Here is a 23,868-nt window from a genome sequence, read left to right as displayed (position 1 = left end):
GTCTGCTGGGGTCGGAGGGCCTGCTGGGGGGCCTCGACGACAGTTCCAACGCCTGATCCCGACCCGTCACGGGCGCTCCACTCTCCCGGAGCGTCCCGGTGCGCGGCCCGGAAACGGGCCGCGCCTCTGCATTAAGGGCGATGGGCCCTGCAGCGATCTGCACCTCTACAGTCCGCGTGGGGGGCGATCGCGCAGGCAGGGTGATTGCACCCCGTGCTGGCGGGCCATCTTGCCGCGTCCTTTTCTGACGGATCAAAGCGAACTCACGGCGTTAAAGTGATGACATGTGATCAAAAGTATGTAATCTACATACTTAATAATGTTTTCTCTGATTCACTGCGGAGGTCCCACGATGCCTGGACTTGAGAAAAATACCCCGCATAGCGTGGTTGGAGCGAATGCAGCAGCGATTGCCGCTCGGCCCTTCGAGAAGATCTTTGAAAAAGTCGACCACCAATTGTCCCTTACGCCGCAGGATCAGCTTTGTCCCAAGGGGCTGAGCCTGTTTCTGGGAGAGTTAGGGCCGCCATCCCGTGTGATTTCAGACTGGGCGCTTCGGCACGGCACGACGCTGATGGTCATCGGATATCAGCCCCTGCCGATGGATTGGCTGCAGCGCTATGCGCCGCATCTGGATTTCATGATGGTCGATGCCGACTACATGGATGACACGGAAGGCACGGTGGATTTCTGCATGCGTGTGCGTCATGCCACGCCCAGGTTGCCGCTTTTGCTGCTGTCTAGCGAGGTGCGCGGGCATGACCTGACCTGCGAGCGGATGATGGCCTGCGACGTGACGCTGAAAAGCCCAATGCAGGAACTGGCCCTGACCGAGGGCATTCGTGCGGCCTATCAGAACAATGCCTATTATCTTACCGCTCGATGCTGAACGGCGCGGTGTGACCTATCACTCCGCAGGGTCACCGATTTCCCGCCCGCTCATGCCCACTGGCCGCAGGCTTTGCCTGCGGCCTTTTTTCGGGTGCATGCGGGCTCGGCATGGATGGCTCCGCGCGGCGCATCGTCGGCGGCGCGCTTACGAACCGCTGACCAATCTGACCGAACACTGGACATCGGATCCGGCAGGGACGGTGATGGCGGCGCGTTTTGCGGAACCGCGAAGCATAAGGAAGAGAGAGATATGATACCAGCAGCAGCCGTGATCGGCATTCTGTTCAGTCGTTACGGCGCTGCCCTGCACCGTGACCGGCGCATTGATCGTGACTGCCGGTGCGGATGCCCCCGCAGACTTGCGTAATGGCCCGGTCAAGACCCGTTCAGGCGTCCTGCGTCTGCCCGACGGGTTCGGCGCGCTCTGCAGTCAGGAGAAGGCGCAGCGTCACAGTCAGGCCGATCATCGCCACTCCGCCCAGAAAATATAGCGCGAAGGCCGCCATGATGGAGGTTCCCAGCAGGATGGCTGCAGCGAATCCCAGAAATCCGCCGGTCGTTCCGGCAAGCAGATAGAGGGCGATCATGACCCGTCCTTTCATCCGTCCGGCAGTGGGCTCGGTGAGGTGGTGGCGGGGGACCGGGGAAACATCATTCTGCGGCCTTGCCATTCGCGTCATGCCCGTTGTCCCTGAGCTGCCTGCTATCGTCGCGGGGGATGGATAATCCATCCTTAGGTATGTAAATTATCCAATACTATAGGATGTGTCAATCGACGCAACACCTGAACTGCCCTTCAGACGCCTGATTTGGCCCCGAACCGCGCCCGGATCGGCGTTGCGGCGGGTCCGGCCTCCGGCGTCGTATTTGCAGCACCCGTGACCTGACCGGGTGATTCCCCCGCATGCCGCGACTCGGCTGGTGGCCGCCCGCACCCTTCCCCCTGCCCCAAGCTGCGTTGTTTCCGGTTCCCCTGCTGCTCTTCTTTCGGCAGCGCGGCGCGCTGAAAGGGCGTTGCAACCAAGCAGGAGCCGCCGCAATGGCCAGCATCGCCATGATCGAAGCCGCAGCAGGCCGCGCGGCTGGTCGAATGGTCAGACGGAGAGCTAGATCAATCGACTGAAGCTTCTCAAACGCCAGATGTATGGCCGCGCCAGCATAGCGATCCTGAAAGCCCGCATCATCGCAACAGTCGAAGAGGAACGTCTAAGTCATCAAAAGTGAGTCAGAGCCAGTTTTGCGTGCCGATTGAAAATCCGCAAAACAGACAGCGAAAACTGGGGCCATGCGAGTGCTCGGAGTCGGTCTGGTTCGTGAGCACTCGCCGTTTTTCTTGGCAAGAGTTTTACATGGTTCCGGCTCTGACGCTCGCTGCGGAAACAATGATTGCAGTAGTGCTGCACAAAAGCCGCGCATAGCGGCTTCAAAATTGTATTTTGGATGTATAAGTCGCGCCCAAGATGTAAATGGTGCATTCTCTCTACGAAAATCGAGAGCGATTGCATTGAAAGAAGGCACCATTCTGCAGCAGCACGACGCCCGTCTAAACGACGGCTTGCTGCTGTCACGGGCAGACAATGCCCGAACTTCAATCCTGCATAGGAGTGTATGATGCGGTACTCGAGGCTTCTGATCGGACTTGCACTGATTTTTGTCGCATTGTGGGTCATTGTGGGCGAACAGATGTCCGGAGCAAGTGCAAACGCCGTGGTCAATGCCCCACTCAGCACATTACGTGCCCCTGTCGCGGGGCAGATAACCCTGCAAGACAGGCCGCTGGGTTCGGCGGTCCGCCGACAGGAAGAATTGGCCACGGTAGTCGATCCGTTGGTGGATTCCATCCGTGTCAATGATCTGGCGATGGAACAGGGCTTTGCGACGGCAGAGGTTGATGCGCTCACAGCACGCATTGCGGCCCTTGATCCTCGGATCGAGAGCCTGTCCACCCGTCGCGATGCCTTTGAGGCCAAGCGTATAGCAGAAATCGACGCGCGCCTTTCGCATACCCGCGAGCGACTGCAACTTCTACAAGAGGGTGTCGGCGCAGGGGCGCCGCTGACCAGGCCATTGGACCAGGATCAGGCGACCGAAGCCAGCGACCCGCGCTCGACCGATATTGCAATCAATCTGGCACAGGAACGGGTCGCGGTGCTTCAGATCGAGCTGGATGCCGCAGTGGCTGGCGTGTTTCTGGGCGACGGCTACAATGATGCCCCCTATTCCGAACAGCGCCGGACAGAGTTAGCGACAGAACGGGATCGACTGACGGTCGATCTGGCACAGGCCGAAGCACGTCTTGCTGCGGTGTCTGCACGGCTGGAACAAGAACGATTGCGCCTCAACCTGTTGAGTGGAGCAGCGTTGGAGGCAACCGCCAATGGTCAACTTTGGGAAGTGCTGGCCGCTGACGGAGAAACCGTTCAGCGCGGGCAGGATGTGCTTCGCCTGGCAGATTGTGATCGAGTCATCGTCACGCTGTCGGTCTCAGAAAATGTCTACAACCGACTGAAGATCGGCGATGGCGCGGCTTTTCGCTTGTCAGGTGACGGGCGGAATTTTGACGGCACCATCATTCGCATGGCCGGGTCTGGTGCGGCAACGGTTTACGAGAATCTTGCCGTTGCCCCCAGCCAAAGGCATCTGGAGCGCTTTGATGTGGCGCTCTTGGTGCCTGCGTTGCGCAACGAAGCAGACCTGCGCTGCAGTATTGGCCGGACCGGACGGGCCTTTTTCGAGGCGCGCCCGCTGGATGTTCTGCGTGGCTGGTGGAATTGAGATGTTTCCGCCGCTGCTTCTGAGCGACATCGGGGCCAGCACAATGCAGGTGCTTTTTGTGCTGGGCCTCGCGCTTGTGTTGCCGCAGATCGTAGATCGGCAGAAGAACTGGCATCGGACCTTGCTGTTCGCGGTCGCAGCAGTCCTTGCGCTGCGCTATGCTTGGTGGCGGATGACCGAGACACTTGCCCCGTTTGGCCTGACTTGGGACTGGGCGGCAAGCTGGTCTTTGTTCGGGTTCGAGCTTGCCGCGCTTGTGGGCTCGCTCAGTGGCTTTGCCATCATGTCACGCACGCGCGACCGTACAGCGGAAGTTGATGCCAACCTGGGCTGGTGGGCACGCGGACCTGACCCGCAACCGATGCCGCGCGTCAGTATCCTGATCGCCACCTATAATGAAGATCTCGAAGTGTTGGAGCGCACCATCATCGGTGCACTTGCCCTCAACCATCCCAACAAAGAGGTCATGGTTCTGGACGATGGCCGCCGTGATTGGTTGCAAGACTTTTGCGCGCCATTAGGCGTCCGCTATCTTCGGCGATCCGACAACAAGGGATCAAAGGCCGGCAACATAAACAATGCGCTGCGTGTGTTGGCCGAAGATGCTATCCAGCCTGACTACATCGCGGTGCTGGACGCTGACTTCGTGCCGCACCGAGGCTTTATCAGCCGGTCTCTCGCACTGTTCCATGACCCGACGGTGGGTTTGGTGCAGACCCCGCAGCACTTTTTCAACGCCGACCCTATTCAACACAACCTTGGCCTGTCCCGATCATACCCTGACGAACAGCGGTTCTTCTTTGACCATATCCAGCCGTCGCGCGATGCCTGGGGCATCGCCATCTGCTGTGGCACGTCATCGATCGTGAAATGGCAGGCGGTGCAGCTGGCGGGCGGCTTCCCGACAACAAGTGTGACCGAAGACATTCTTCTGACCGCCGTTCTGCAAAGCATCGGCTGGAAGACAGTTTACCTGAACGAACCCGTCACCGAAGGCCTCGCCCCCGAGGGGTTGAAGGAGTACGTCACCCAACGCGCTCGCTGGTGTCTGGGCCAGATGCAGATCGCGCGCAGCAATCTGGGGCCGTTTGGCAGCACACCGATGCGGCTGCGCGACCGTTGGAGCATCATTGACGCGATCCTCTATTGGTTGACATCGTTCCCGTTCCGGCTTGCGGGTCTGAGTTACCCGTTGCTGTACTGGTATTTCAACATAACGGTCGTCAACGCCAGCGTGGCGGATGTGATCAGTTACTTCGGGGTGTATTTCGTCTGGGTCACGATGACGCTGCAAATCGTCTCGCGTGGCTTGCTGGTTCCGCTGATCCATGATGTCAGCCAACTTCTGGCCGCGATCCCGATCAGCCGGGCCGCTGTGATCGGCCTGATAAAACCGCATGGCCATCCATTCAGCGTAACGGCCAAGGGAGGCGATCGAAGCCGGATCGTGGTGCAGTGGCGCATGATGATGCCCTATCTAATCCTGCTGGTCCTGACCGTTCTGGGTTTGGTCATCGGCATCGCCTTCGACAGTTTTGCCTTTTCCGATGCAGGAGATGGCAAGGCGGTGATCCTGTTCTGGACGGTCTTCAACCTCTTTGTGCTGGCGCTGACGATCATAGCCTGCGTGGAACTTCCACGCTCGGAACGCCATATCGCTGATGTGCCCGAACGCGCGATCTGTGCCGGGCCGGATGGTCCCCGTCGCGTCTGGCTGCAAAGTTTGACGCGCAGCACCGTCCGCATCCGGGGGCAGACCTACCCGGCGGGCACACGCGCGGTGATCCGTATTCGTGATGTGGGTGATGTCGAGGCCATTGTGCAGGCCACCACACCGGATGGCGCGCGCCTGAATCTCAAGCCGACAGTTGACCAGCATGCTGCCCTCGTCCGACGGTTCTATACCGAGGGCGATGCCCCCGGCGTGTCTGCGGTGCGGGCCGCCTCCCTCATTCATGATCTGGCGCGGCGCCTGTCCTTTTCGACAACGCGCAATTGACGGTCAGCCTCGGCGCCCTTGCAAGGTCGCCAAGGCTGCGGACAGGGTTGCAACTTCAGCAGAGCTGCGATTTTCCATAGGATAATCGTCGGCACCTGCGGCGATACGTTGCGCATTTGCCGCCAGATCGGCCACGGGCCGCAGGAAAATCCGGTTGAACAGCACGGTCAACATCAGTAGAAACAGCCCCGCCGCCCCCAGCACAATGAGGATTTCAAGTCGCAGCTCCGTCCGGGCGGCGTCGAACGTCTCAGGCGAAATGCGCGCCACGAGCCGCCATCCAAACGATGGCAAATCTCCGTAGGTCACCTGCGGAACGACCTGCGTGAAATATGTCTCCCCGTCTGGCCAAACTTCACTGTCCGAATGTGCAACGCCTGCTGCCGCCGCACGAAACACTTCAAGGCTGGACGATCCGGTTGCCGACCCATCGGTTGCGATAATCACATTCCCCACCTGATCCACCAGAAACAGGTCGACATCAAGACTGCGAGCCGTTTCCGTCAGATAGTCCTCAGCCCAGGCAAAATTGATGTGGAACCCCAAAACCCCGGCCACGGCTCCATCGGGCCCTAACACCTGCGCAGCAAGGTCAATGAAACGCAAAGGCTCTTCCTCCGTCCCGCCCAGAATGCGGTTCAACAAGACCGCCTCGTGCACGTCTCCCGCAAACTGACCACTCAAGCCGCGTTGAAACCATGGTCTGGCACTGACATCCGCCTCGCTCAGAACGTCGTTCGAACTGGATGCCACGCGCCCGTTCGGCGTCGCATAGCCTGCCCAGGAAACACGCGTTCCATTGCCAACCGTCATATCAAGCGCGGCACGCAAGGCAGCCGGGTCGTTAAGTGCCAGCCGTTCCCCGATATTCTTAAGATTCTGCCAATCCACGTTCAGGGTGCGGGCAAAATCCAGAGCTGCATGGCTGCCGCGCACTTCGACCGCTTCAGCCAGCGCGGTATGCTGCACCGCCTCTGTCCGATCATAGATGATCTTGCCTGTCAGCAGTCCGAAAAGCAGGAAAAAAAGGGCGACAAAGCCGTAAAGGGCCGTCGCTAACGAAATGGATATGGTGTTTTGTTTTGTCATTCCGGATCTGCTTCCCCTTGACCATAGCACTTTGGCCTTCGCATCAGCTTGTGGTGGTCCATGCTTTCGTACGGCGATAAACATTCAATAGACTAGGGCATTTTGTGGTAAGAGACCAGCGCGACGCCACCAGAGGTTGAATTTTCAGCGTTCCCATGATGATTGGGAGCATGTTGATCAGAGTGGCCAATCGGAGACCTTCATGTGTCGGATATCTCATTGAATCGGCGTACCTGCCTCGTGTTGCTTGCGTCAGGGGGGGCCAGTCTTGGCCCATGGCCTGCCGCAGCAAAAACGCCGGACGCTGCAGACTGGGTCGCCTGGAAAGCCGCCTTTCTGGCCGAAGACGGACGGGTGATTGATCACTTGCAAGAACAGGCCACGCATTCCGAGGCGCAGGGCTATGCGCTGGTGTTGGCGGAATGGTTTGGCGACGCCGAGGTGTTCCGCAGGATTTTTCAGTGGACCGAGGCCTATCTCGCGGTACGCAACGATCCTCTTCTGGCCTGGAGATGGCGGCCGGGTGCCGTGCCGCAGATCGACGATTATAACAATGCCTCCGACGGCGACCTGTTTTACGCATGGGCGCTCGCCCGCGCTGCCTATCGCTTTGCCGAGCCATCGTATCTGGCGCGGGCAAAAGCGATCGCCGAATTTCTTTCAGATGCCTGTCTGCGCCCCGATCCGCGAGATCCGGCCCGACTTGTCTTCCTCCCAGCTGCAGAAGGGTTTCAAGACGCGGACTCTGTCACCATAAACCCGTCTTATATCATGCCCCTCGCCATGAAGGAGCTTGGCCTGAGAACGCAAACGGACAAACTTTTGCAAGCATCCTCGGACGGAGAGTCGCTGCTGGCCGAATTTGCCGAAGCTGGACTGATCCCGGATTGGGTCACACTGACGACGCAGGACTGGGCAATCTCACCGCGTCACTCGGCTCTCAGCGGCTACGAAGCGATCCGATGTTCCCTGTTCCTGATCTGGTCCGGGCTCACCGAACATCCTGCCGTCCTGAACGCGGCCGTTGCCTACAAAACGACAGCGGGGGCAGGTGAAAGTCCAATCGTCTTTGACCTGGCTGAAAACACCCTTCGCGAAACCAGCCGCTATCCTGGCTATGCCGCTGTTGCCGCTCTTGCCTTATGTCGTGAACCCCTTCCCGAGTTCATCGCGAGCCAACCCTATTACCCAGCCACCCTGCACCTGTTCGCAAAAATCGCGGCGCATGTCGGAAGACCCGGGTCGAACTTGTGTTGACTGGGTTCCACTGAGCACCCGTTCGCACAATCCACAGCACGGCTTCCACGAACAGGTGCGGATCGCGCCCGGTCTGGCCGGGGTCGGATGATTTGCCAAGGCAGAAGGGTTCGATGATCGCCCAGTGGGCATCGGTCAGGGCGCGTCGGGTCAAGGCTGCTCTCCTCTGTTTGCAACCTTGAATCAGAACTCAGCCGAGATGTGAGTCCTGAACGTCAACAGGCCCTAACAGCTTGTCACCCTCCACATCCGGCAGACGTGAGATTCCATGCCGTTGCAGACAGCGATGCAGCGCTGACCGCGTCAAATGTGGGATCGACGACTGCAGTGCATAGAGGAAGTCGTCCAGCGGCAGCAGCGTGTGGCGCCGGAACGCGACGATCATCGCCTCCCCGGCCTCGGTCAGCACCGTTGAGCGCGGTTCCGTCGGCCCGGTCTTCATATCCTCGACCGTCGCGCGCTTGCGCCACTTTGCAACCGTCTTCGGATTGATGCCGAGTTCCCGGCTCAACTGCGCGAGCGAAGCTTGCGATCGCTGTCTTGCTGCTCTGACGACGTGCGTGGTCGTGGCGCTCCCGTGACGAACTTGTCCCATGTTGCTTCCTTCCATTCCTGAGAAAGGATCGCAGCATCAAACCGTGGGATCAAACACCGAGGGGCACCTCACGGATCCTGCGGAAGTATGGTTATCCTCCTGATCTGGAGGACGCTGCGGTTCGCGGGGTTCTTGCGCAGGCTGAGGCGATGCTGTCGGAGTTGGAGGGGTGATAGTGCCCCTTTACTTGGCTCGTGATCGAATGAATGCGTTATCATTGTTCACTGGGGCCAAAAGCACACGCGATTGGAAACTCCGAATCGTTTGGAACGACACTCGCGTCCATTTCGCATTTGCACGAAGGTGTCGCGATCTGTTTCATTCAAGCGCAGCGTGAATTGGTGTGATCTTTGGGGGGTAAGTCCCAAAAGCGTCGAAAAACACAAGCATTTCAAAGAGGAATGGCGGACCCGGAGCGATTCGAACGCCCGACCCTCAGATTCGTAGTCTGATGCTCTATCCAGCTGAGCTACGGGTCCGTTGGGCGCCGATGTAGCGGGGGGGGCGGGGCAATGCAAGGGGGAAACGCAAATTCGCGAAAGGTCCGGGCAAGGCGCTGGAGGAACCGCCGGACCAGGGGGTTTATCCCCGCCTTGCAAGGGCGCAGCGGGCCTTGTCCCCCGTCCTCCCCACCCTTCACCGGCCTGCGGCAGCGGTAAAGCGGCGTGGGCCACGGCCTCAGGGGGCAAGGTCCATCCCGGGATCGCCGGATTTCGGCAGATGGATCGCGAATTCCGTGCCGGTCTCGTCGCTGCGGACCAGTTCCAGCCTGCCGCCATGGCCGCGCACCAGTTCGGCGGCAATCGCAAGGCCCAGACCCGAGCCGCCCTTGCGCGCGCTGCCCTGAAAGGCGGTGAACAGATGGTCGCGCGCCTTGGGCGGCAGTCCGGGGCCGGTATCACCGACGCGCAGCCACCAGTCGCTTTCCGATTCGCCCCCGGCAATCTCGATGGTGCCGCCCTGACCGGTCGCGTCGATGGCCTGCATCGCATTGCGCATCAGATTGGCCAGCACACGATAGAGCTGTTCGGCATCGGCGCGGATCATCAGGCCATGCGGCACGTCGATCAGCGTCTCCAGCCCCGGCCGCCCGTCCATCGCCTCGGCCTCAAGGATCTCTTCAATCAGCGGGCGCAGCGCGAAACGGCTCAGGCGGGGGGGCGGTTCCTCGGCCTTGCCGAAGGCCAGTGTTGATTCGCACAGTGACACCGCCCGGGAAATGGAGCCGACCAGTTTCGGCGCGATCCGTGCCACGACCGGATCGGCGCTGCCCTCGATCCGGTCGGCAAAAAGCTGCGCCGTGGTCAGGATGTTGCGCAGATCGTGGCTGACCTTGGCCACGGCCGATCCAAGCTGTGCCAGCCGTTCCTTCTGGCGCAGCGATCCGGTCAGCTGGGTCTGCAGGCTTTCCAGCGTATCCTCGGCCTCGCGCAGTTCGGCCACGCGGGATGTGGGGGTGATGATGCGCCGCCCGTCCTCGGGCGCCTCGGCATAGGAGGCCATATGTTGCACCACGCGGCGGATCGGCAGGACCAGCAAATGCCGGACCGAAATGAACAGCAATGTAGCCGTGACCACCGAGATCATCGCTGAAAGGATCAGGATCCTTATGGCATAATCGAACATTGCCTGCCGCATTGGCGCGGCTGGCAGGGTGATCTCGATCAGAAGTCCTGCATCCTGCACCGGATTGCCGAAAACCCGGAACGGAAAGTCCTGACCGATCACCAGCACCGCCAGCGCGTCGCGGACCAGTTCCAGCGGATGCGGGTCGCGCAGATCATAGGTGGCTGCAATCTCGGCCCCGACTGGTGAGGACAAGATCAACTGCCGCACCTCGTCGCGCCGCAGCACCACGTTATAGACGCCCGCATTGGCCAGCAGTTCACTTTCCAGTTCGGGGGAGATCACGCCATCGGTGGCCAGCAGGGCAAGGGACGCGATCTGCGCCTTTTCCAGCCGCAGTTGTAGGTAATCCACCCGGAACCGCGCGATGGAGGGCAGGAAGATCAGCACTTCCGCCAGCATCACGAAGACGATGGTCAGCATCAGGAACCGGCCTGAAAGCGTGCGCAGGAAACCCGCCGCTGGCTTCTTTGCCCCTTCGCTTGTCACCTTTACCCCGTCTTGCCGCCCCGGGGCGGACCTGCCCGTTTCGCCTTGCCGCGTCCCGTGGCAGGGGATCAGGGCAGCCAGCGCTGCACCAGCCCCACCACGCGCTTCACCCAAGGATTAGCAAAGAGACGCGGGGAAAAATAGGCTCCTGCCGCACGTTTGGACACTTCCCCCAACGTCGGATAGGGCAGGACGGTTCCGGCAAGGGTCGACAGCTTCATCCGGCCGGCAATTGCCAGTGCCCAAAGGCCGATCAGTTCACCCGCCTGCGGGCCGAGGATGGCGACCCCCACGGGGCGGCCCTTCACGACCAGCAGTTTCAGCAGGCCATCGGTCGCAAGCATGGTCTGGGCGCGGTCATTCTCATCAAAGGAAACGCGCAGAACTTCCAGCGCGCTGCCGTGGATCATTCGGGCCTCGGCCTCGGTCGGGCCGATGCTGGCAAGGCCGGGATCGGTATAGGTGGCGCGCGGGATATGGCGGGTCGTGGCGCGGGCGGGAAGGCCGAACAGCGCCTGACGGATCACCAGTCCGGCGTGATAGCCCGCGACATGCGTGAATTGCAGCCCGCCGCCCCCGGGCCCTGCTGCATCGCCCACGGCATAGACCCGCCGGTTCGAGACCGAGCGCAGGTTGCGCCCCACGGTGACGCCCCGGGCAGTATGCTCGACCTCTGCGGCCTCCAGCCCCAGACCGGCCAGTACCGGTGCCCGGCCCGTTGCGACCAGCAGGTGACTGCCCTCGATTCCGCGCCCGTCCTTCAGCACGGCGCGGATCAGGCCGTCCTTGCCGGTGAAGGCGGTGACCGGGGTATCCTCAAGGATTTCCACCCCTTCGGCGCGCAGCCTTGCCAGCAAAGGGGCCACCAGTTCGGGATCGTCGCGCCCAAGGGCGCGGCCCGCCTCGATCACCGTGACGCGAGCGCCCAGTCTGCGATGCGCCTGCGCCATTTCCATGCCTATGGGTCCGCCCCCCAGCACGATCAGATGGGACGGGCATTCGCGCAGCGCGAACAGGGTTTCATTGGTCAGGAAGGGCAGATCCGCCAGCCCAGGGATCTGCGGAATGACAGGGCGAGACCCGGTCGCGATGACGAAACGCCGCGCGGTGATCTGAAACGCACCGGCCGCAACCCGGTCGGGTGCGGTGAAACGGGCATGATCGCGGATCACCCGGACCCCCAGCCCCTCGAACCGGTCCTGACTGTCCACCGGGGCAATCGTCGCGATGACCCGGGCGACATGGTCCTGCACGGCGGCAAAATCGACCTGCGGTTCCGCAGGCGTGATGCCGAAAGCCGCGCCTGACCGCATCGCATGGGCGCGGGCGGCAGCGGCGATCAGCGCCTTTGACGGCACGCAGCCGCTGTTGAGGCAATCGCCGCCCATTTCACCCGATTCAATCAGCACCGTGCGCGCGCCCATCTGCGCCGCCCCCGCCGCCACCGACAGTCCGCCGGAACCGGCCCCGATGATGCACAGGTCCGTCTGAATCGTTTCCATTGGCTCAGGCCTCCTTGCGGCGCAGCAGGCGGATCAGCAGCGGCAGGGCGGCCAGCGCCGCCAGCCCGAGGATCGGCAACAGGATTTCGGGGGCAAGGATCACCGACAGATCGGGCGTTTCCCCCCGGGCGATGACCTCATCCAGTCCGGCCCCGACCGAGGTGAAGACCAATGCCCCGGGGATGATGCCCAGAAAGGTGGTGACGGCGAAAGGGTACAGCCGCGCGCCCATGAAGGCGGGCAGCAGATTGGCCAGAAAGAAGGGCAGGGCGGGCACCAGCCGCATCAGAAACAGCACCGACCATTCATTGTCGCGCAATCCGGCCTGCAGCCGGGCCGCCGCCCCGCCCCGTTCCGAGACCGCATTCGCAAATCCGGCACCAAACCCGGCACGCGCGGCCAAGAAAATCAGCACCGCGCCGATGGTGGCGCCCGTAACATTGAACAGAACGCCGGGAAACAAGCCGAACAGGAAGCCTCCGGTCAGGGTAGCCACCGTCGCGCCGGGCAACGAGAAGGCGACAATGCCGATATAGGCAAGGGTGAAGGCCAGTGCCGCCAGCGCGTAATTCGCGTCACGAAAGGCCAGCAGTTCGGCCCGGTGCCCGGCCAGCGCGGCGAAATCCAGCTGATCGCGCAGCAGGAAGGCCCCCGGAACTGCAACGACAAGAATCAGAAGGAAGGGAAGGCGACGGGACAGCGGGCTTCGGCCTGTCCGATCCTCCGCCAAAGGGATCCCGGTCTCGCACGGAAGGGGCGCCGAAAAGCCGGGGCGGGCAATCCGGGGGCGGGCGGGTTCGGTCATGACCTTGGGTTCCTGTTCGGTATCTGTCAGAAATACGCGGTCTGCGGGTTGCGCGACAGTCCCATCACGCGGCATTGAACGGCTGTGGTCGTGGCGCGGTCGAGGCGTGGCCGTGGTTCCCGGGGCAGGTCACGGTGGCTGCGACAGCCCGGATCGTCCAACGGCATAAAACTTGCAGGATTTTCGGCGGGGATGAATTGACTTGGCCGGGACCGCACCTTAAAGGACAGCCTTCGAACACGCGCGGCCCCGGGTCAGCGGAGAATCTCTGCTCGCCTTTTTCTGCCCGCCGGTTGCACAAGAATGATGGAGAACCGCGATGAAGCGCACTTTTCAACCGTCCAATCTGGTCCGTGCGCGCCGCCACGGGTTCCGGTCACGCATGGCCACCAAGGGCGGCCGTCTGGTCCTGAATGCGCGCCGCGCCAAGGGCCGCAAGAAGCTTTCGGCCTGATCCTGCCGCTGCGCCCCATCGGCGCGGCAGCAGCGAGGAGCGCGCAATGACACCGCCGGAGGCAGAGGGGAAAGGCCGCAACGCCAGCCCCCCGGGGCCTGCGGCGGTTTCGCTTTTGGTCGAGCCTTTGGCAGATTTGCCTGCGCCCTTGGCAGAAACGCCGCGTCCGCGCTCAACAATCCAGCCAGTGATTCTGCGCAAGCGCGCCGATTTCCTGCGCGCCGCCTCGGCCCGCAGGCAGGGCGTGCCGGGATTTCTGCTGCAGGCCCGGCAGCGCGACGATGGCAATGCGGCGCTGCGCGTCGGCTATACCTGTTCCAAGAAACTGGGCAATGCGGTGATGCGCAATCGCGCCAAACGCCGTCTGCGTGAGATTGCCCGCGCGCTGATGCCCGCCCTGGGCCGTCCGGGCTGGGATTATGTGCTGGTCGGCCGCCCCGGTGCCACGGCAGAACGCCCCTTTGACGATCTGCTGTCCGATCTGCGCAGCGCTCTTCTGAAGATCCATGATGCCCCGATCCGCGCCGATGGCCCTGCGCCCCCGCGCGGCAAGCGGCGCGGCAAGGGAAAGGCGATTCCCGCACCCGCCTCTGGTCCTGTCTCCGCCGATCCGGCCTCGTCGGGGGGGCGATCGGACGGGGCCAAACCCTCATGACGCCGCTGGCCCATATCCTTGCGCTGCCGGTGCGCGCCTATCGCCTGCTGCTCAGCCCTTGGGTGGGGCATGGCTGCCGGTTTCAGCCCACCTGTTCGACCTATGCGATGGAGGCGCTGGCCCTTCATGGCGGCATTCGGGGCGGCTGGTTGACCGCGCGCAGGCTGTGCCGCTGCCATCCCTGGGGGGCGCATGGCTTCGACCCCGTGCCCGGAACCGAACCGCCTGCCGATCCCGGCTGCACCACCACCAGCCCGCCCCGCGCCAGACCGCCGCGCAACTGAGACCCGCCCCGTCCGCACCGCCGCAACCGGCAGATCATCCGAGGGACCGACATGCTTGACGACGCCGACGATATCCACCCGCTGTTCCACGGCGCGCCGAAATCCACCGAATTCCGCAAATTGCGCAAGCGTCTGGTGCAGGAGGTGCGCGAGGCGCTGGAAACCTACGCGATGATCGAACCCGGTGCGCGCTGGCTGGTTTGTCTGTCGGGGGGCAAGGACAGCTATACGATGCTGGCCGTCCTGCAGGAGTTGAAATGGCGCGGGCTTTTGCCGGTCGATCTGCTGGCTTGCAATCTGGATCAGGGACAGCCCGGTTTTCCTGCGACGGTCCTGCCGGAATTCCTGACCCGCATGGGCGTTCCGCACCGGATTGAGTATCAGGACACCTATTCAGTGGTGATCGACAAGACCAAGCCGGGGGGCACGATGTGCAGTCTTTGTTCCCGCCTGCGGCGCGGCAATCTTTACCGGATCGCGCGGGAAGAGGGCTGTTCGGCGGTGGTGCTGGGCCATCACCGCGACGATATTCTGGAAACCTTCTACATGAACCTGTTCCATGGCGGGCGGCTGGCGACGATGCCGCCGAAACTGCTGAACGAAGAAGGGGATCTGTTCGTCTACCGGCCGCTGTCCTTTGTGGCCGAGGCGGATTGCGACCGGTTTACCCGCGCCATGGGCTATCCGGTGATCCCCTGTGATCTGTGCGGGTCGCAGGACGGATTGCAGCGCGCGCAGGTCAAGGCGCTGCTGGATGACTGGGAACGCCGCAGCCCCGGTCGGCGCAATGTGATGTTCCGCGCGCTGATGAATGTGCGCCCCTCGCATCTGCCCGACCCGGCCCTGTTCGATTTCGCGGCGCTGACCCGGAGCGACAAGACAAAAGTCGAAGAAAATGCGATGCAACTCGGGCGTGAGCGTTAAGGACTCCCTCAACCATCGTTCCTAGTCTTGCCGGGCCATGACGACCCATGGCCGGGGCAGAAAGGGACGAGTGATGCGGTTTTCGGAAGGTCGGGGTCGCCTCGAACGGCTCGGATACGGGCTTTGCCGTCTGGGGGCATGGTTGCGCCGGGCGGAATTTCTGGTCTTCGTCCCGGCCCTGACACTAGCGTCTTTCTGGCTGGGCGGGGAGCCGGTGATGATCCTGACCGCGCTGGGCCTGCCGATGGTCTTTGCCATGGCGGGGGCGTTCCGGGAAACGGCGGCGGTTGGCTATGGCACCGCGCCCGCGCAGGGTGGTTTCGGCATGCGTCTGCCCTTCGTGGCCCAGCTTGATGAACTTCTGGCCCGGGCGGGGCAGGGCGGGCGGGCGACCGGCTGTCTTGTGATTCAGTTCGACGATGCGGCCCGGATTCTCACCCGTCATGGCCGTGCGGCCGAGGCCGAGATCCTGAACCGCTGCTGCGAGCGGATCTACGGCGCGATGCGTGAGGGCGATCTGGTTGCGCGGCTGGAAGGCGGCGGGCTGGCGGTAGCCCTGGCCCCCATGCTGCGGCTGGATCTTGAGGCGCTGGTCCAGGTTGCCGCGCGGCTGCAGGCGGCACTGTCGCCGCCCATCAGCCTTGACGGCATGCGGCTGCATGTCACGGCCTCGGTCGGATTCTGCCATGGGGCACGGGCGCCGCACGGCACGGGCGCCTCGATGCTGGATGCGGCACAGCTTGCCGCGGATGAGGCGCTGCGCCATGGCCCCGGCGCGATCCGTGCCTTCGCCCCCGATATGGCACGCCGCCATGCGGATCGCGACAGTCTGCGTCTGGATCTGGAACGCGCGCTGGACGACCATCAGATCCGCCCGCATTTCCAGCCGCAGATCGACACCGATACCGGCGCGATCTCTGGCTTTGAGGCGCTGGCACGCTGGCATCACCCCGAACGCGGGCTGATCCCGCCGTCGGACTTTCTCGCCGTGATCGACGAGGCGGGCCTGTCCGGGCGGTTGGGGGAATCGATGCTGTTCCACGCGCTGTCGGCGCTTGTGCAATGGGATCGTGCAGGGCTGGCGGTGCCGCGTGTCTCGGTGAATTTCTGTTCGGCAGAACTGCGCAATCCGAAACTGGCCGACAATCTGAAATGGGAGCTGGACCGGTTTGGCATCACCCCGGACCGGTTGTCGGTCGAGATCCTGGAAACTGTCGTCGCCGAAGAGGAGAACGACATCATTCTGCGCAATATCCGCGCCTTGGCGGCGCTGGGCTGTGGCATCGACATGGATGATTTCGGCACAGGATCGGCCTCGATCGCCAATATCCGGCGCTATTCGATCCGCCGCATCAAGATTGACCGGTCCTTCATCGCGCGGCTTGATACCGACCCCGAGCAGCGCAAGCTGGTCTCGGCGATCCTGTCCATGGCCGAACGTCTGGGGATCAGTACCCTTGCCGAAGGCGTGGAAACTGCGGGCGAATATGCGCTGCTGTCGCAGCTTGGCTGCGGGAATGTGCAAGGCTATCATATCGCCCGTCCCATGCCGCTGGAAGAGACCGAGGATTGGGTCATCCATCACCGCGCATCCCAGTCCCGCGCCCCGAAGATCAGCCAGCGCGCGCGCTGACTGCCGCGTCATCGGGCCTTACCCGTTCCGTCCTGCAGTGGGCAGACCCGAGGGCGGTCCTGCAACCCATTCTTTTATGGGGCCAGTCCTGCAGGCCGGGTCCTGCAGGCTCATTTTCCTGGCCCCCATCTCATGGGCCCAGCCTTGGGGCTTCGGTACAGGCCAGGCGTGAACCCCCGTTCTCCGGCACTTCTGCGCGACCCTCGCGCAGGAAACCGTCTTTGCGCCGCCCCTTGGTCCGGCATTTTCCCGCCATTCTGCCGCGTCAATTCCGCCCGAATGCGAGATAGGGACAGGGATGCGCGGGGGAAAGCCCTTGACCTTTCGGCTCCCCTCGCGTTGAACGACCGCAGATTCTGAACAGGGACGTGCGGCACCAGATGGACCAGAACAAGAACCTTCTTCTCGCGACAGCGCTGAGCTTTATCGTGATCCTGGTCTGGTTCGTGCTGTTTCCGCCTCCCGAACCCGTGGCCGATCCGAATGCGCAGGCCCCTGCAGCCTCGCAGACCGAGGCGCTGGTTCCCCCCGGAACGTCGGCCGACCCGTCCGGCGGCCAGGCCCCGGTTGCCGATGTCGCGCCACAAGCTGCGCGTCTGGATATCGACACCGAACGGCTTGCAGGCTCGGTCTCGCTGTCGGGCGGGCGTCTTGATGATCTTTCGCTGAAGAATTACCGCGAAACGCTGGATGAAGATGCCGATATTGTCCGTCTGCTGTCGCCGGTCGGGCAGCCCTCGGCCTATTACGCGCTTTACGGCTGGGCACCCGGCGGGGCGCTTGCCTATGAGGACGTTCCGGGCCCGAACACCGAATGGACGCTGGCCGAAGGCACGACGCTGACCACCGAAACCCCGGTCACCCTGCGCTGGGACAATGGCAAGGGCCTGATCTTCACGCGCCGGATTGCCGTTGATGACCGGTATCTTTTCACCGTGACCCAAGGCGTCGAGAACCAGACCGGCGCCCCGGTTACGCTGGCCCCTTATGGTATTGTCGCGCGCCATGGCCTGCCGACCGATCTGCAGAATTTCTTTGTTCTGCATGAAGGGGTTGTCGGTCGTATTGACGGTGAATTGCGCGAAACCGACTATGATGATGTTGCCGAACTGCCCCTGCAGGAGCGGGAGGGCGCGCGCGCCGAGGTGCGGCAGGCCGCGACCGATGGCTGGCTGGGCTTCACCGACAAATACTGGATGACGACGCTGATCCCCGAACAGGGCAGCCCCTTCACCGCCGTCACCAAATATGTGGCCGGCGCCGATATCTATCAGGCTGAGACGCGCCTGCCCGCGATCACCGTTGCCCCGGGCGAAACCGCCAGCCGCGATTCACGGCTTTTTGCCGGGGCCAAGGAATGGGAGACCATCCGCGCCTATGAACGCGAGGAAGGTGTCAGCGGGTTCATCGATTCGATTGACTGGGGCTGGTTCTTCTTCCTGACCAAGCCGATCTTTGCCGTGCTGCATTGGCTGAACCTGCAGATCGGCAATATGGGTCTGGCCATCATCGCGCTGACGGTTCTGCTCAAGGCCGTGGTCTTCCCGCTCAGCTACAAATCCTATGTCTCCATGGCCCGGATGAAGGAACTTCAGCCGGAAATGGAGGCGATCAAGGAACGTGTCGGCGATGACCGCCAGAAGATGCAGATGGAGATGATGAAGCTCTACAAGGAAAAGAAGGTGAACCCGGCTGCGGGCTGTCTTCCGATCCTGATCCAGATCCCGATCTTCTTCTCGCTTTACAAGGTGATCTTCGTCACGCTGGAACTGCGCCACGCGCCGTTCTTCGGCTGGCTGACCGACCTTTCGGCGCCCGATCCCTCCTCGATCTTCAACCTGTTCGGTATGCTGCCCTGGGCCGCGCCCGATCCGGCTTCGATCATGGCGCTGATCTTCATCGGGGTGCTGCCGATCCTGCTGGGGGTGTCGATGTGGCTTCAGCAAAAGCTGAACCCGATGCCCACCGATCCGACGCAGGCGATGATCTTTGCCTGGATGCCCTGGGTCTTCATGTTCATGCTGGGCGGCTTTGCCAGCGGTCTGGTCGTCTACTGGATCGCAAACAACGTCATCACCTTCATGCAGCAATATCTGATCATGAAAAGCCATGGGCATACGCCGGACCTGTTCGGCAACATCAAGTCCGGCTTCAAGCGCAAGCCTGTTGCGACGCCTGCCCCTTCCAGCAAGCCCGGCAAGAAGAAATGACCGCACGGCTGGCCTCGATCTGGCGCTATCCGATCAAGTCGCACGGACGCGAGGAACTCGCGTCCGTTGCACTTTCGGAAGGAGATTGCCTGCCCGGCGATCGCCGCTGGGCCGTCGCGCATGAGGCGGCAAGGCTGCAACCGGGCTGGAACCCTTGCGCAAATTTCCATCGCGGGGCCAAGGCAGCGGCCCTGATGGCGATCACCGCCCGGACCGAAGGCGATGCCGTGACCCTGTCGCATCCCGACCGGCCCGACCTTACCTTCCGCCCCGATATGGCCGAGGATCTGGGCGCTTTTCTGGACTGGCTGGCGCCGCTGTCGCCGCCCGACCGCGCGCAGCCTGCCCGCATCGTCAGTGCCGGGCGCGGCATGACGGACAGCGATTATGCTTCGGTGTCGATCCTTGGTCTGGCTTCGCTCCGGGCCTTGTCGCAGCGCATGGGGCAGGATCTGTCGCAGCACCGGTTCCGCGGCAATCTGTGGGTCGAGGGCATGGCCCCGTTTGAGGAGTTCGACTGGATCGGCCGCCGCCTGTGCATCGGTGAGGCCGTGCTGGAAGTGCGCGAACCGATCACCCGTTGCCGCGCGACGATGGCCAATCCCGAAACCGGCCGCGTCGATGCCGATACGCTGACCGCGCTGGAAGGCGGCTGGGGGCATCGCGATTTCGGGGTCTATGCCGTGGTTGTCACTCCGGGGCGGATTGCGCCCGAGGATGGGGTGACCCTGCTATGACCGGACTTCGCTTTCCGCTGACACCCGAACCCGACCTTGCCGCGCGTGAGGCGGGAAGACTGCTGTTCGCGGGGCCGGTCGATTTCGTCAAGGGCGTGGTCGCGATGTCGGGCCTGCCGCCGGACAACCGGATCGAGGTCTGTTTCGCGGGGCGGTCTAATGTCGGAAAATCAAGCCTTATCAACGCGCTGACCGGGCGTAAGACGCTGGCCCGGGCTTCCAACACCCCTGGACGGACGCAGGAAATCAACTACTTCGCATTGGGTGAGGCCCGGTATCTGGTTGACCTTCCGGGCTATGGCTATGCCAAGGCGCCGGTCGCAGTGGTTGCGAAATGGCAGGCGCTGCTGAAATCCTATCTGGCAGGGCGGGTCACGCTGCGCCGGGCCTTCGTGCTGATCGACGCGCGGCATGGCGTGAAAGAGGTGGATGACGAGATCCTGACCCTGCTGGACCGCTCAGCCGTGACCTTTCAGGCCGTTCTGACCAAGACCGACAAGATCAGCCGGGCCGAACTGGACCGCGTGACCGATCAGGTGCGCGGGGCACTGGCGAAACATCCCGCCGCCTTTCCCGAACTGATTGTCACCAGTTCCGAGAAGGGCGAAGGGATCGAGACGCTGCGCGCGGTGATCGCTGCACTGGAATAGCGGCGAGCCGTCAGTGTATGCTGTCAAACATGCTGCCCACCATTCACCTCGATTTCGGTGCCCGAGACATAGGACGATTGCGGCGAGCAGAGAAACCAGATGACATCGGCCACTTCGGCGGGCTGGCCAAGCCGCCGCATCGGCAGGGTCTCGACAATCCTGTCGGTGCCGGGTGACAGGATCGCGGTCTCCACCTCACCCGGCGCGATGGCATTGACGCGCACGCCCAAGGGTCCGAAATCATGCGCCATTTCGCGCGTCAGGGCCGCCAGTGCGGCCTTGGAGGTCGCATAGGCCGCGCCCGCGAACGGATGCACCCGCGCCCCTGCAATCGAGGTCACATTCACGACCGACCCTTTCGCTGCCACCAGTTCGGCCTGCAAGCCGCGCGCAAGGATCACGGGGGCGAAGAAATTGACGTGAAAGACCTGCCCCCAGATCCGCAGGTCGGTGTCCAGCGTGTTCAGCCGCCCGCCATCCGCACCTTTGGGGCTGATCCCGGCATTGTTGACCAGCGCATCCAGCCGGCCGTTGACCTTGGCCTTGATCGTCTCGATGGCGGCGATGGTCTTGTTCGGATCGGCAAGGTCGATCTGGATATGGTTTTCCTCACCCCCCGGCCAGGGGCAACGCGGATCAAACGGATGGCGCGAACAGGTCAGCACCCGCCACCCCTCGGCTGAAAAGCGCTTGACCGTGGCATGGCCGATCCCGCGCGATGCGCCGGTCAGGACAAGGGTGCGTTCCGGGGTCATCGGGGCGGGCTCCTCTGATCGGCCTCATGGCGGACGTCTGCTGGAGGCGTCTTCGGGCTGCATCCCGGGGTGGGCGCAACGCGCAGGACCTGTTGAGAGGGTAGAGCCTTGCAGCGCGAAGGCAAGCGGCCTTGAACGGAGGGAGAGGCGTTTGCGGGGCGCGGGCCTTGGCAGGGGGGCAGGAAGGCGTTAGGACAGGATCCGCGCCCGCGCCCTGGAGATTTCCCATGAGACAGCAGACCCTGACCATGCAAGACGCCATTCACACCGCCAAAATGCTTTCCGAGGCGCTGCCCTATCTTCAACGCTATTCCGGCGCGGTGGTGGTGGTGAAATTCGGCGGCAATGCCATGGGTGATGATGCGGCCATGGCCGAATTTGCCCGCGATATCGTGCTGATGCGGCAAGTCGGGGTGAACCCGGTCGTGGTGCATGGCGGCGGGCCGATGATCAATGACATGCTGGGCAAGCTGGGTATCGAATCGACGTTCGTGCGCGGCAAGCGGGTGACGGACAAGGCGACCGTGCAGGTGGTCGAGATGATCCTGTCGGGGCTGGTCAACAAGCGCATCGTGCAGGCGATCATGGATGCGGGCGGCCGCGCGGTCGGCATTTCCGGCAAGGATGACGATCTGATGGTCTGTGAAGCGGATGACCCGGAACTGGGATTCGTCGGGCGGCCGGTGGAAATGAACGTGCAGGTACTGCGCGATCTTTACACTGCCGGGATCATCCCGGTCATCGCGCCGGTCGGCACCGGCATGGCCGATAATGAGACCTTCAACGTGAATGGCGATACGGCGGCGGGCGCGATTGCGGGCGCGTTGCAGGCGGACCGGCTGCTGCTGTTGACCGATGTCGCGGGGGTCAAAGGCGCGGACGGGCAGGTGATGACCCAGATTACGCCCGAGGAGATCCGCCAGATGACCGCCGATGGCACCATTGCGGGCGGCATGATTCCCAAGACCGAAACCGCGCTGATGGCGCTGGAGGAAGGCACCCGGGCGGTGACCATCCTTGACGGGCGCATTCCCAATGCCTGCCTTTTGGAACTGTTCACCGATCACGGCGCGGGCAGCCAGATCCGTTCGACCGAGCCCCGGGTTAAGCCGCGCCTGCGCTGATGCGCCCGCCGCGCCCCCTGCCGATTGCGAAAGCCTTCGGCGGGGATATTTGCGGACAGAAAAGTCCGCGCGGCCTGCCTTTTTCTGTCCTTGAAATATCCCGGGGGGGCGCGGAACGCGCGAGGGCAGAGCCCCCTTTCCAGGCCCGGCGGGGGCGATAGGTATGGGGCCGGATCGGGCGCAGATCGCGGCGCGGTTGGCGGCGGAACGGCTGGTCATCCTTGGCGGCTTTGCGGTGGATCCTGCCGAGCCGGGCCTGCCCCCCGGCAGCCGGGCGATTCTGTTGATCGGCCCGCAGGAACCGGGGTTCTGGCCGCATTTCAGGCAAAGCCCGGAATGGGGTGATGGCCAGCCCGACCCGATGGACCGCTGGTCGCGCCGGGTGCTGGACCGGATCGCAGCCGGGATCGGCGCCATGGCGCTGTTTCCTTTTGGCGGGCCTCCCTGGCACCCGTTCTTTGACTGGGCGCTGCGGACGGGCCGCATTGCGCAAAGTCCGATCCGGCTGCTGGTCCATGCCGAACAGGGGCTGATGGTCAGCTTTCGGGGTGCGCTGGCCCTGCCCATGGCGACCGAACTGCCGGAACCGATGCGCAGCCCCTGCCTTGACTGTGCGGACCGCCCCTGCCGGGCCGCCTGTCCGGTGGGTGCATTGGCGGGCGGGGCCTATGATCTGGCCGCCTGCCACGGCCATCTGGCCCGGCCGGAAGGGGCGGATTGTCTGGGTGGGGGCTGCCTTGCGCGTCGCGCTTGCCCGGTGTCACACCGCTATGCAAGACTGCCGGAACAATCAGCCTATCACATGGGGCAGTTTCACCGATGACAAAGCGCCTGATCCTGACACGGCACGCAAAATCCAGCTGGGATGATCCCCTGACACCCGACCACGACCGCCCGCTGAATGAGCGTGGCAAGACGGCGGCGGCCGATCTGGGGGCGTGGCTTGCCTCACGCGGGCATGTGCCCGATCAGGTGCTGTGTTCAGATGCGCTGCGCACGCGCAAGACATGGTCGGGCATCGCACCGGCCCTGCCCGGCACGCCGATCCTTGATCTGAAGCCTGCGCTTTACCATGCCGGGCCGGATGTCATGCTGGCCGTCCTGCGCCATGCCAATGCAGATTGCGTGATGATGATCGGCCACAATCCCGGCATTGCGGAATTTGCGCAGCGCCTGTTGCAGGTGCCCCCGCTCAACCCGCAATTCCCGCGTTATCCGACCGGGGCGACACTGGTGGCGGATTTCGCGATCAGTGACTGGTCCGAGGCTGATTGGGGCGGGGCAGCGCTGCTGGAATTCGTGATCCCGCGTGAGATCCCGGCCTGAGTCAGAGCCAGAGTCTGCCCCTGACCCTTCCGGCAAAGCCCCGCCTTGCATTCCGGCGCACTGGCCGCTACTTCCCGGGGCGATCTTC

General features: G+C 63.1%; 22 protein-coding genes, 1 tRNA gene and 2 pseudogenes. 16 read left to right on the top strand and 9 right to left on the bottom strand.

Features of this window, described 5'->3' with window-relative positions; all coding sequences use genetic code 11:
* Nucleotides 1–352: 352 nt before the first annotated feature.
* Nucleotides 353–889 carry a hypothetical protein gene (locus tag JL811_RS16275; RefSeq protein ID WP_202689756.1) on the top strand — a complete coding sequence of 179 codons (537 nt, stop codon included), beginning with the start codon at nucleotides 353–355 and terminating at the stop codon, nucleotides 887–889.
* Nucleotides 890–1,277: 388 nt separating this feature from the next.
* Here JL811_RS16275 and JL811_RS16270 read toward each other — a convergent pair whose 3' ends face one another.
* Entirely contained in the window at nucleotides 1,278–1,478 is a 201-nt protein-coding gene (locus JL811_RS16270; RefSeq protein ID WP_202689755.1) for a hypothetical protein, read from the bottom strand.
* 1,021 nt (nucleotides 1,479–2,499) lie between these two features.
* Here JL811_RS16270 and JL811_RS16265 point away from each other — a divergent pair.
* Together JL811_RS16265 and JL811_RS16260 are read left to right on the top strand one after the other, a co-directional pair.
* Entirely contained in the window at nucleotides 2,500–3,666 is a 1,167-nt protein-coding gene (locus JL811_RS16265; protein WP_237685009.1) for an HlyD family secretion protein, read from the top strand.
* 1 nt (nucleotide 3,667) lies between these two features.
* The gene (locus JL811_RS16260; protein WP_202689754.1) at nucleotides 3,668–5,665 is read left to right on the top strand and encodes a glycosyltransferase family 2 protein; all 1,998 of its coding nucleotides are present in this window, start codon (nucleotides 3,668–3,670) and stop codon (nucleotides 5,663–5,665) included.
* A 3-nt stretch (nucleotides 5,666–5,668) separates the two neighbouring features.
* On the opposite strand, the gene JL811_RS16255 is transcribed toward JL811_RS16260, so the two are convergent.
* Nucleotides 5,669–6,754, bottom strand: a complete 1,086-nt coding sequence (locus JL811_RS16255) for a cache domain-containing protein (RefSeq protein ID WP_202689753.1) — start codon at nucleotides 6,752–6,754, stop codon at nucleotides 5,669–5,671.
* 204 nt (nucleotides 6,755–6,958) lie between these two features.
* Here JL811_RS16255 and JL811_RS16250 point away from each other — a divergent pair, with 204 nt between their 5' ends.
* Nucleotides 6,959–8,011, top strand: coding sequence for a glycosyl hydrolase family 8 (locus JL811_RS16250; RefSeq protein WP_202689752.1), 1,053 nt, complete (start codon nucleotides 6,959–6,961; stop codon nucleotides 8,009–8,011).
* On the opposite strand, the gene JL811_RS20320 is transcribed toward JL811_RS16250, so the two are convergent.
* Entirely contained in the window at nucleotides 7,920–8,165 is a 246-nt protein-coding gene (locus JL811_RS20320) for a transposase (protein ID WP_202689751.1), read from the bottom strand. The genes JL811_RS16250 and JL811_RS20320 overlap by 92 nt on opposite strands.
* 78 nt (nucleotides 8,166–8,243) lie before the next feature.
* Nucleotides 8,244–8,606: pseudogene (locus JL811_RS16240) on the bottom strand (IS481 family transposase); the annotation flags it as partial.
* A 17-nt stretch (nucleotides 8,607–8,623) separates the two neighbouring features.
* On the opposite strand from JL811_RS16240, the gene JL811_RS20315 reads away from it, so the two are divergent.
* Nucleotides 8,624–8,779: a type I restriction enzyme endonuclease domain-containing protein gene (locus JL811_RS20315; protein ID WP_202689764.1), complete on the top strand. Its 156-nt coding sequence runs from the start codon at nucleotides 8,624–8,626 to the stop codon at nucleotides 8,777–8,779.
* Nucleotides 8,780–9,008: 229 nt separating this feature from the next.
* Here JL811_RS20315 and JL811_RS16230 read toward each other — a convergent pair.
* The 4 genes from JL811_RS16230 to JL811_RS16215 all read right to left on the bottom strand — a co-directional run bounded on the left by JL811_RS16230 (nucleotide 9,009) and on the right by JL811_RS16215 (nucleotide 13,028).
* Nucleotides 9,009–9,085, bottom strand: a tRNA-Arg gene (locus JL811_RS16230).
* A gap of 199 nt (nucleotides 9,086–9,284) precedes the next feature.
* Entirely contained in the window at nucleotides 9,285–10,655 is a 1,371-nt protein-coding gene (locus JL811_RS16225; RefSeq protein WP_202689763.1) for a sensor histidine kinase, read from the bottom strand.
* Between the two features lie 134 nt (nucleotides 10,656–10,789).
* Complete coding sequence (locus tag JL811_RS16220) at nucleotides 10,790–12,223, bottom strand: dihydrolipoyl dehydrogenase family protein (RefSeq protein WP_202689750.1); 1,434 nt, start codon at nucleotides 12,221–12,223, stop codon at nucleotides 10,790–10,792.
* A gap of 4 nt (nucleotides 12,224–12,227) precedes the next feature.
* Nucleotides 12,228–13,028, bottom strand: a complete 801-nt coding sequence (locus JL811_RS16215) for a TVP38/TMEM64 family protein (protein WP_202689749.1) — start codon at nucleotides 13,026–13,028, stop codon at nucleotides 12,228–12,230.
* Nucleotides 13,029–13,347: 319 nt separating this feature from the next.
* On the opposite strand from JL811_RS16215, the gene rpmH reads away from it, so the two are divergent.
* From rpmH to yihA, 8 genes and pseudogenes are all read left to right on the top strand, one after another.
* Nucleotides 13,348–13,482, top strand: coding sequence for a 50S ribosomal protein L34 (gene rpmH / locus JL811_RS16210; protein ID WP_202689748.1), 135 nt, complete (start codon nucleotides 13,348–13,350; stop codon nucleotides 13,480–13,482).
* 46 nt (nucleotides 13,483–13,528) lie between these two features.
* Nucleotides 13,529–13,990: pseudogene (rnpA, locus tag JL811_RS16205) on the top strand (ribonuclease P protein component); the annotation flags it as partial.
* Between the two features lie 143 nt (nucleotides 13,991–14,133).
* The gene (yidD, locus tag JL811_RS16200; RefSeq protein WP_202689746.1) at nucleotides 14,134–14,421 is read left to right on the top strand and encodes a membrane protein insertion efficiency factor YidD; all 288 of its coding nucleotides are present in this window, start codon (nucleotides 14,134–14,136) and stop codon (nucleotides 14,419–14,421) included.
* Nucleotides 14,422–14,472: 51 nt separating this feature from the next.
* The gene (gene ttcA, locus JL811_RS16195) at nucleotides 14,473–15,345 is read left to right on the top strand and encodes a tRNA 2-thiocytidine(32) synthetase TtcA (RefSeq protein WP_202689745.1); all 873 of its coding nucleotides are present in this window, start codon (nucleotides 14,473–14,475) and stop codon (nucleotides 15,343–15,345) included.
* A gap of 73 nt (nucleotides 15,346–15,418) precedes the next feature.
* The gene (locus JL811_RS16190) at nucleotides 15,419–16,978 is read left to right on the top strand and encodes a putative bifunctional diguanylate cyclase/phosphodiesterase (RefSeq protein ID WP_202689744.1); all 1,560 of its coding nucleotides are present in this window, start codon (nucleotides 15,419–15,421) and stop codon (nucleotides 16,976–16,978) included.
* 380 nt (nucleotides 16,979–17,358) lie between these two features.
* Entirely contained in the window at nucleotides 17,359–19,188 is a 1,830-nt protein-coding gene (gene yidC / locus JL811_RS16185) for a membrane protein insertase YidC (RefSeq protein ID WP_202689743.1), read from the top strand.
* On the top strand, nucleotides 19,185–19,925 hold the full coding sequence (locus JL811_RS16180; protein ID WP_202689742.1) for an MOSC domain-containing protein: 741 nt from the start codon (nucleotides 19,185–19,187) through the stop codon (nucleotides 19,923–19,925). Before yidC ends, JL811_RS16180 begins: the two co-directional genes overlap by 4 nt.
* A complete protein-coding gene (yihA, locus tag JL811_RS16175; protein WP_202689741.1) occupies nucleotides 19,922–20,575 on the top strand; it encodes a ribosome biogenesis GTP-binding protein YihA/YsxC in 654 nt (217 codons plus the stop codon). The genes JL811_RS16180 and yihA overlap by 4 nt, the downstream gene beginning before the upstream one ends.
* A 23-nt stretch (nucleotides 20,576–20,598) precedes the next feature.
* On the opposite strand, the gene JL811_RS16170 is transcribed toward yihA, so the two are convergent.
* Nucleotides 20,599–21,330 (bottom strand): SDR family NAD(P)-dependent oxidoreductase, encoded by a 732-nt coding sequence (locus JL811_RS16170; RefSeq protein WP_202689740.1) that lies wholly within the window; start codon nucleotides 21,328–21,330, stop codon nucleotides 20,599–20,601.
* A 227-nt stretch (nucleotides 21,331–21,557) separates the two neighbouring features.
* Here JL811_RS16170 and argB point away from each other — a divergent pair, with 227 nt between their 5' ends.
* The 3 genes from argB to JL811_RS16155 all read left to right on the top strand — a co-directional run bounded on the left by argB (nucleotide 21,558) and on the right by JL811_RS16155 (nucleotide 23,780).
* Complete coding sequence (argB, locus tag JL811_RS16165) at nucleotides 21,558–22,454, top strand: acetylglutamate kinase (RefSeq protein WP_202689739.1); 897 nt, start codon at nucleotides 21,558–21,560, stop codon at nucleotides 22,452–22,454.
* Nucleotides 22,455–22,617: 163 nt separating this feature from the next.
* On the top strand, nucleotides 22,618–23,277 hold the full coding sequence (locus JL811_RS16160) for a ferredoxin (protein ID WP_202689738.1): 660 nt from the start codon (nucleotides 22,618–22,620) through the stop codon (nucleotides 23,275–23,277).
* The gene (locus JL811_RS16155; protein ID WP_202689737.1) at nucleotides 23,274–23,780 is read left to right on the top strand and encodes a SixA phosphatase family protein; all 507 of its coding nucleotides are present in this window, start codon (nucleotides 23,274–23,276) and stop codon (nucleotides 23,778–23,780) included. The genes JL811_RS16160 and JL811_RS16155 overlap by 4 nt, the downstream gene beginning before the upstream one ends.
* Nucleotides 23,781–23,868 lie beyond the last annotated feature (88 nt).

Source organism: Szabonella alba (genome assembly GCF_016765775.1).
GTDB lineage: Bacteria > Pseudomonadota > Alphaproteobacteria > Rhodobacterales > Rhodobacteraceae > Szabonella > Szabonella alba.
The sequence above is the reverse complement of the archived record's forward strand: the minus strand, read 5'-3'. Positions and strand labels throughout refer to the sequence as shown.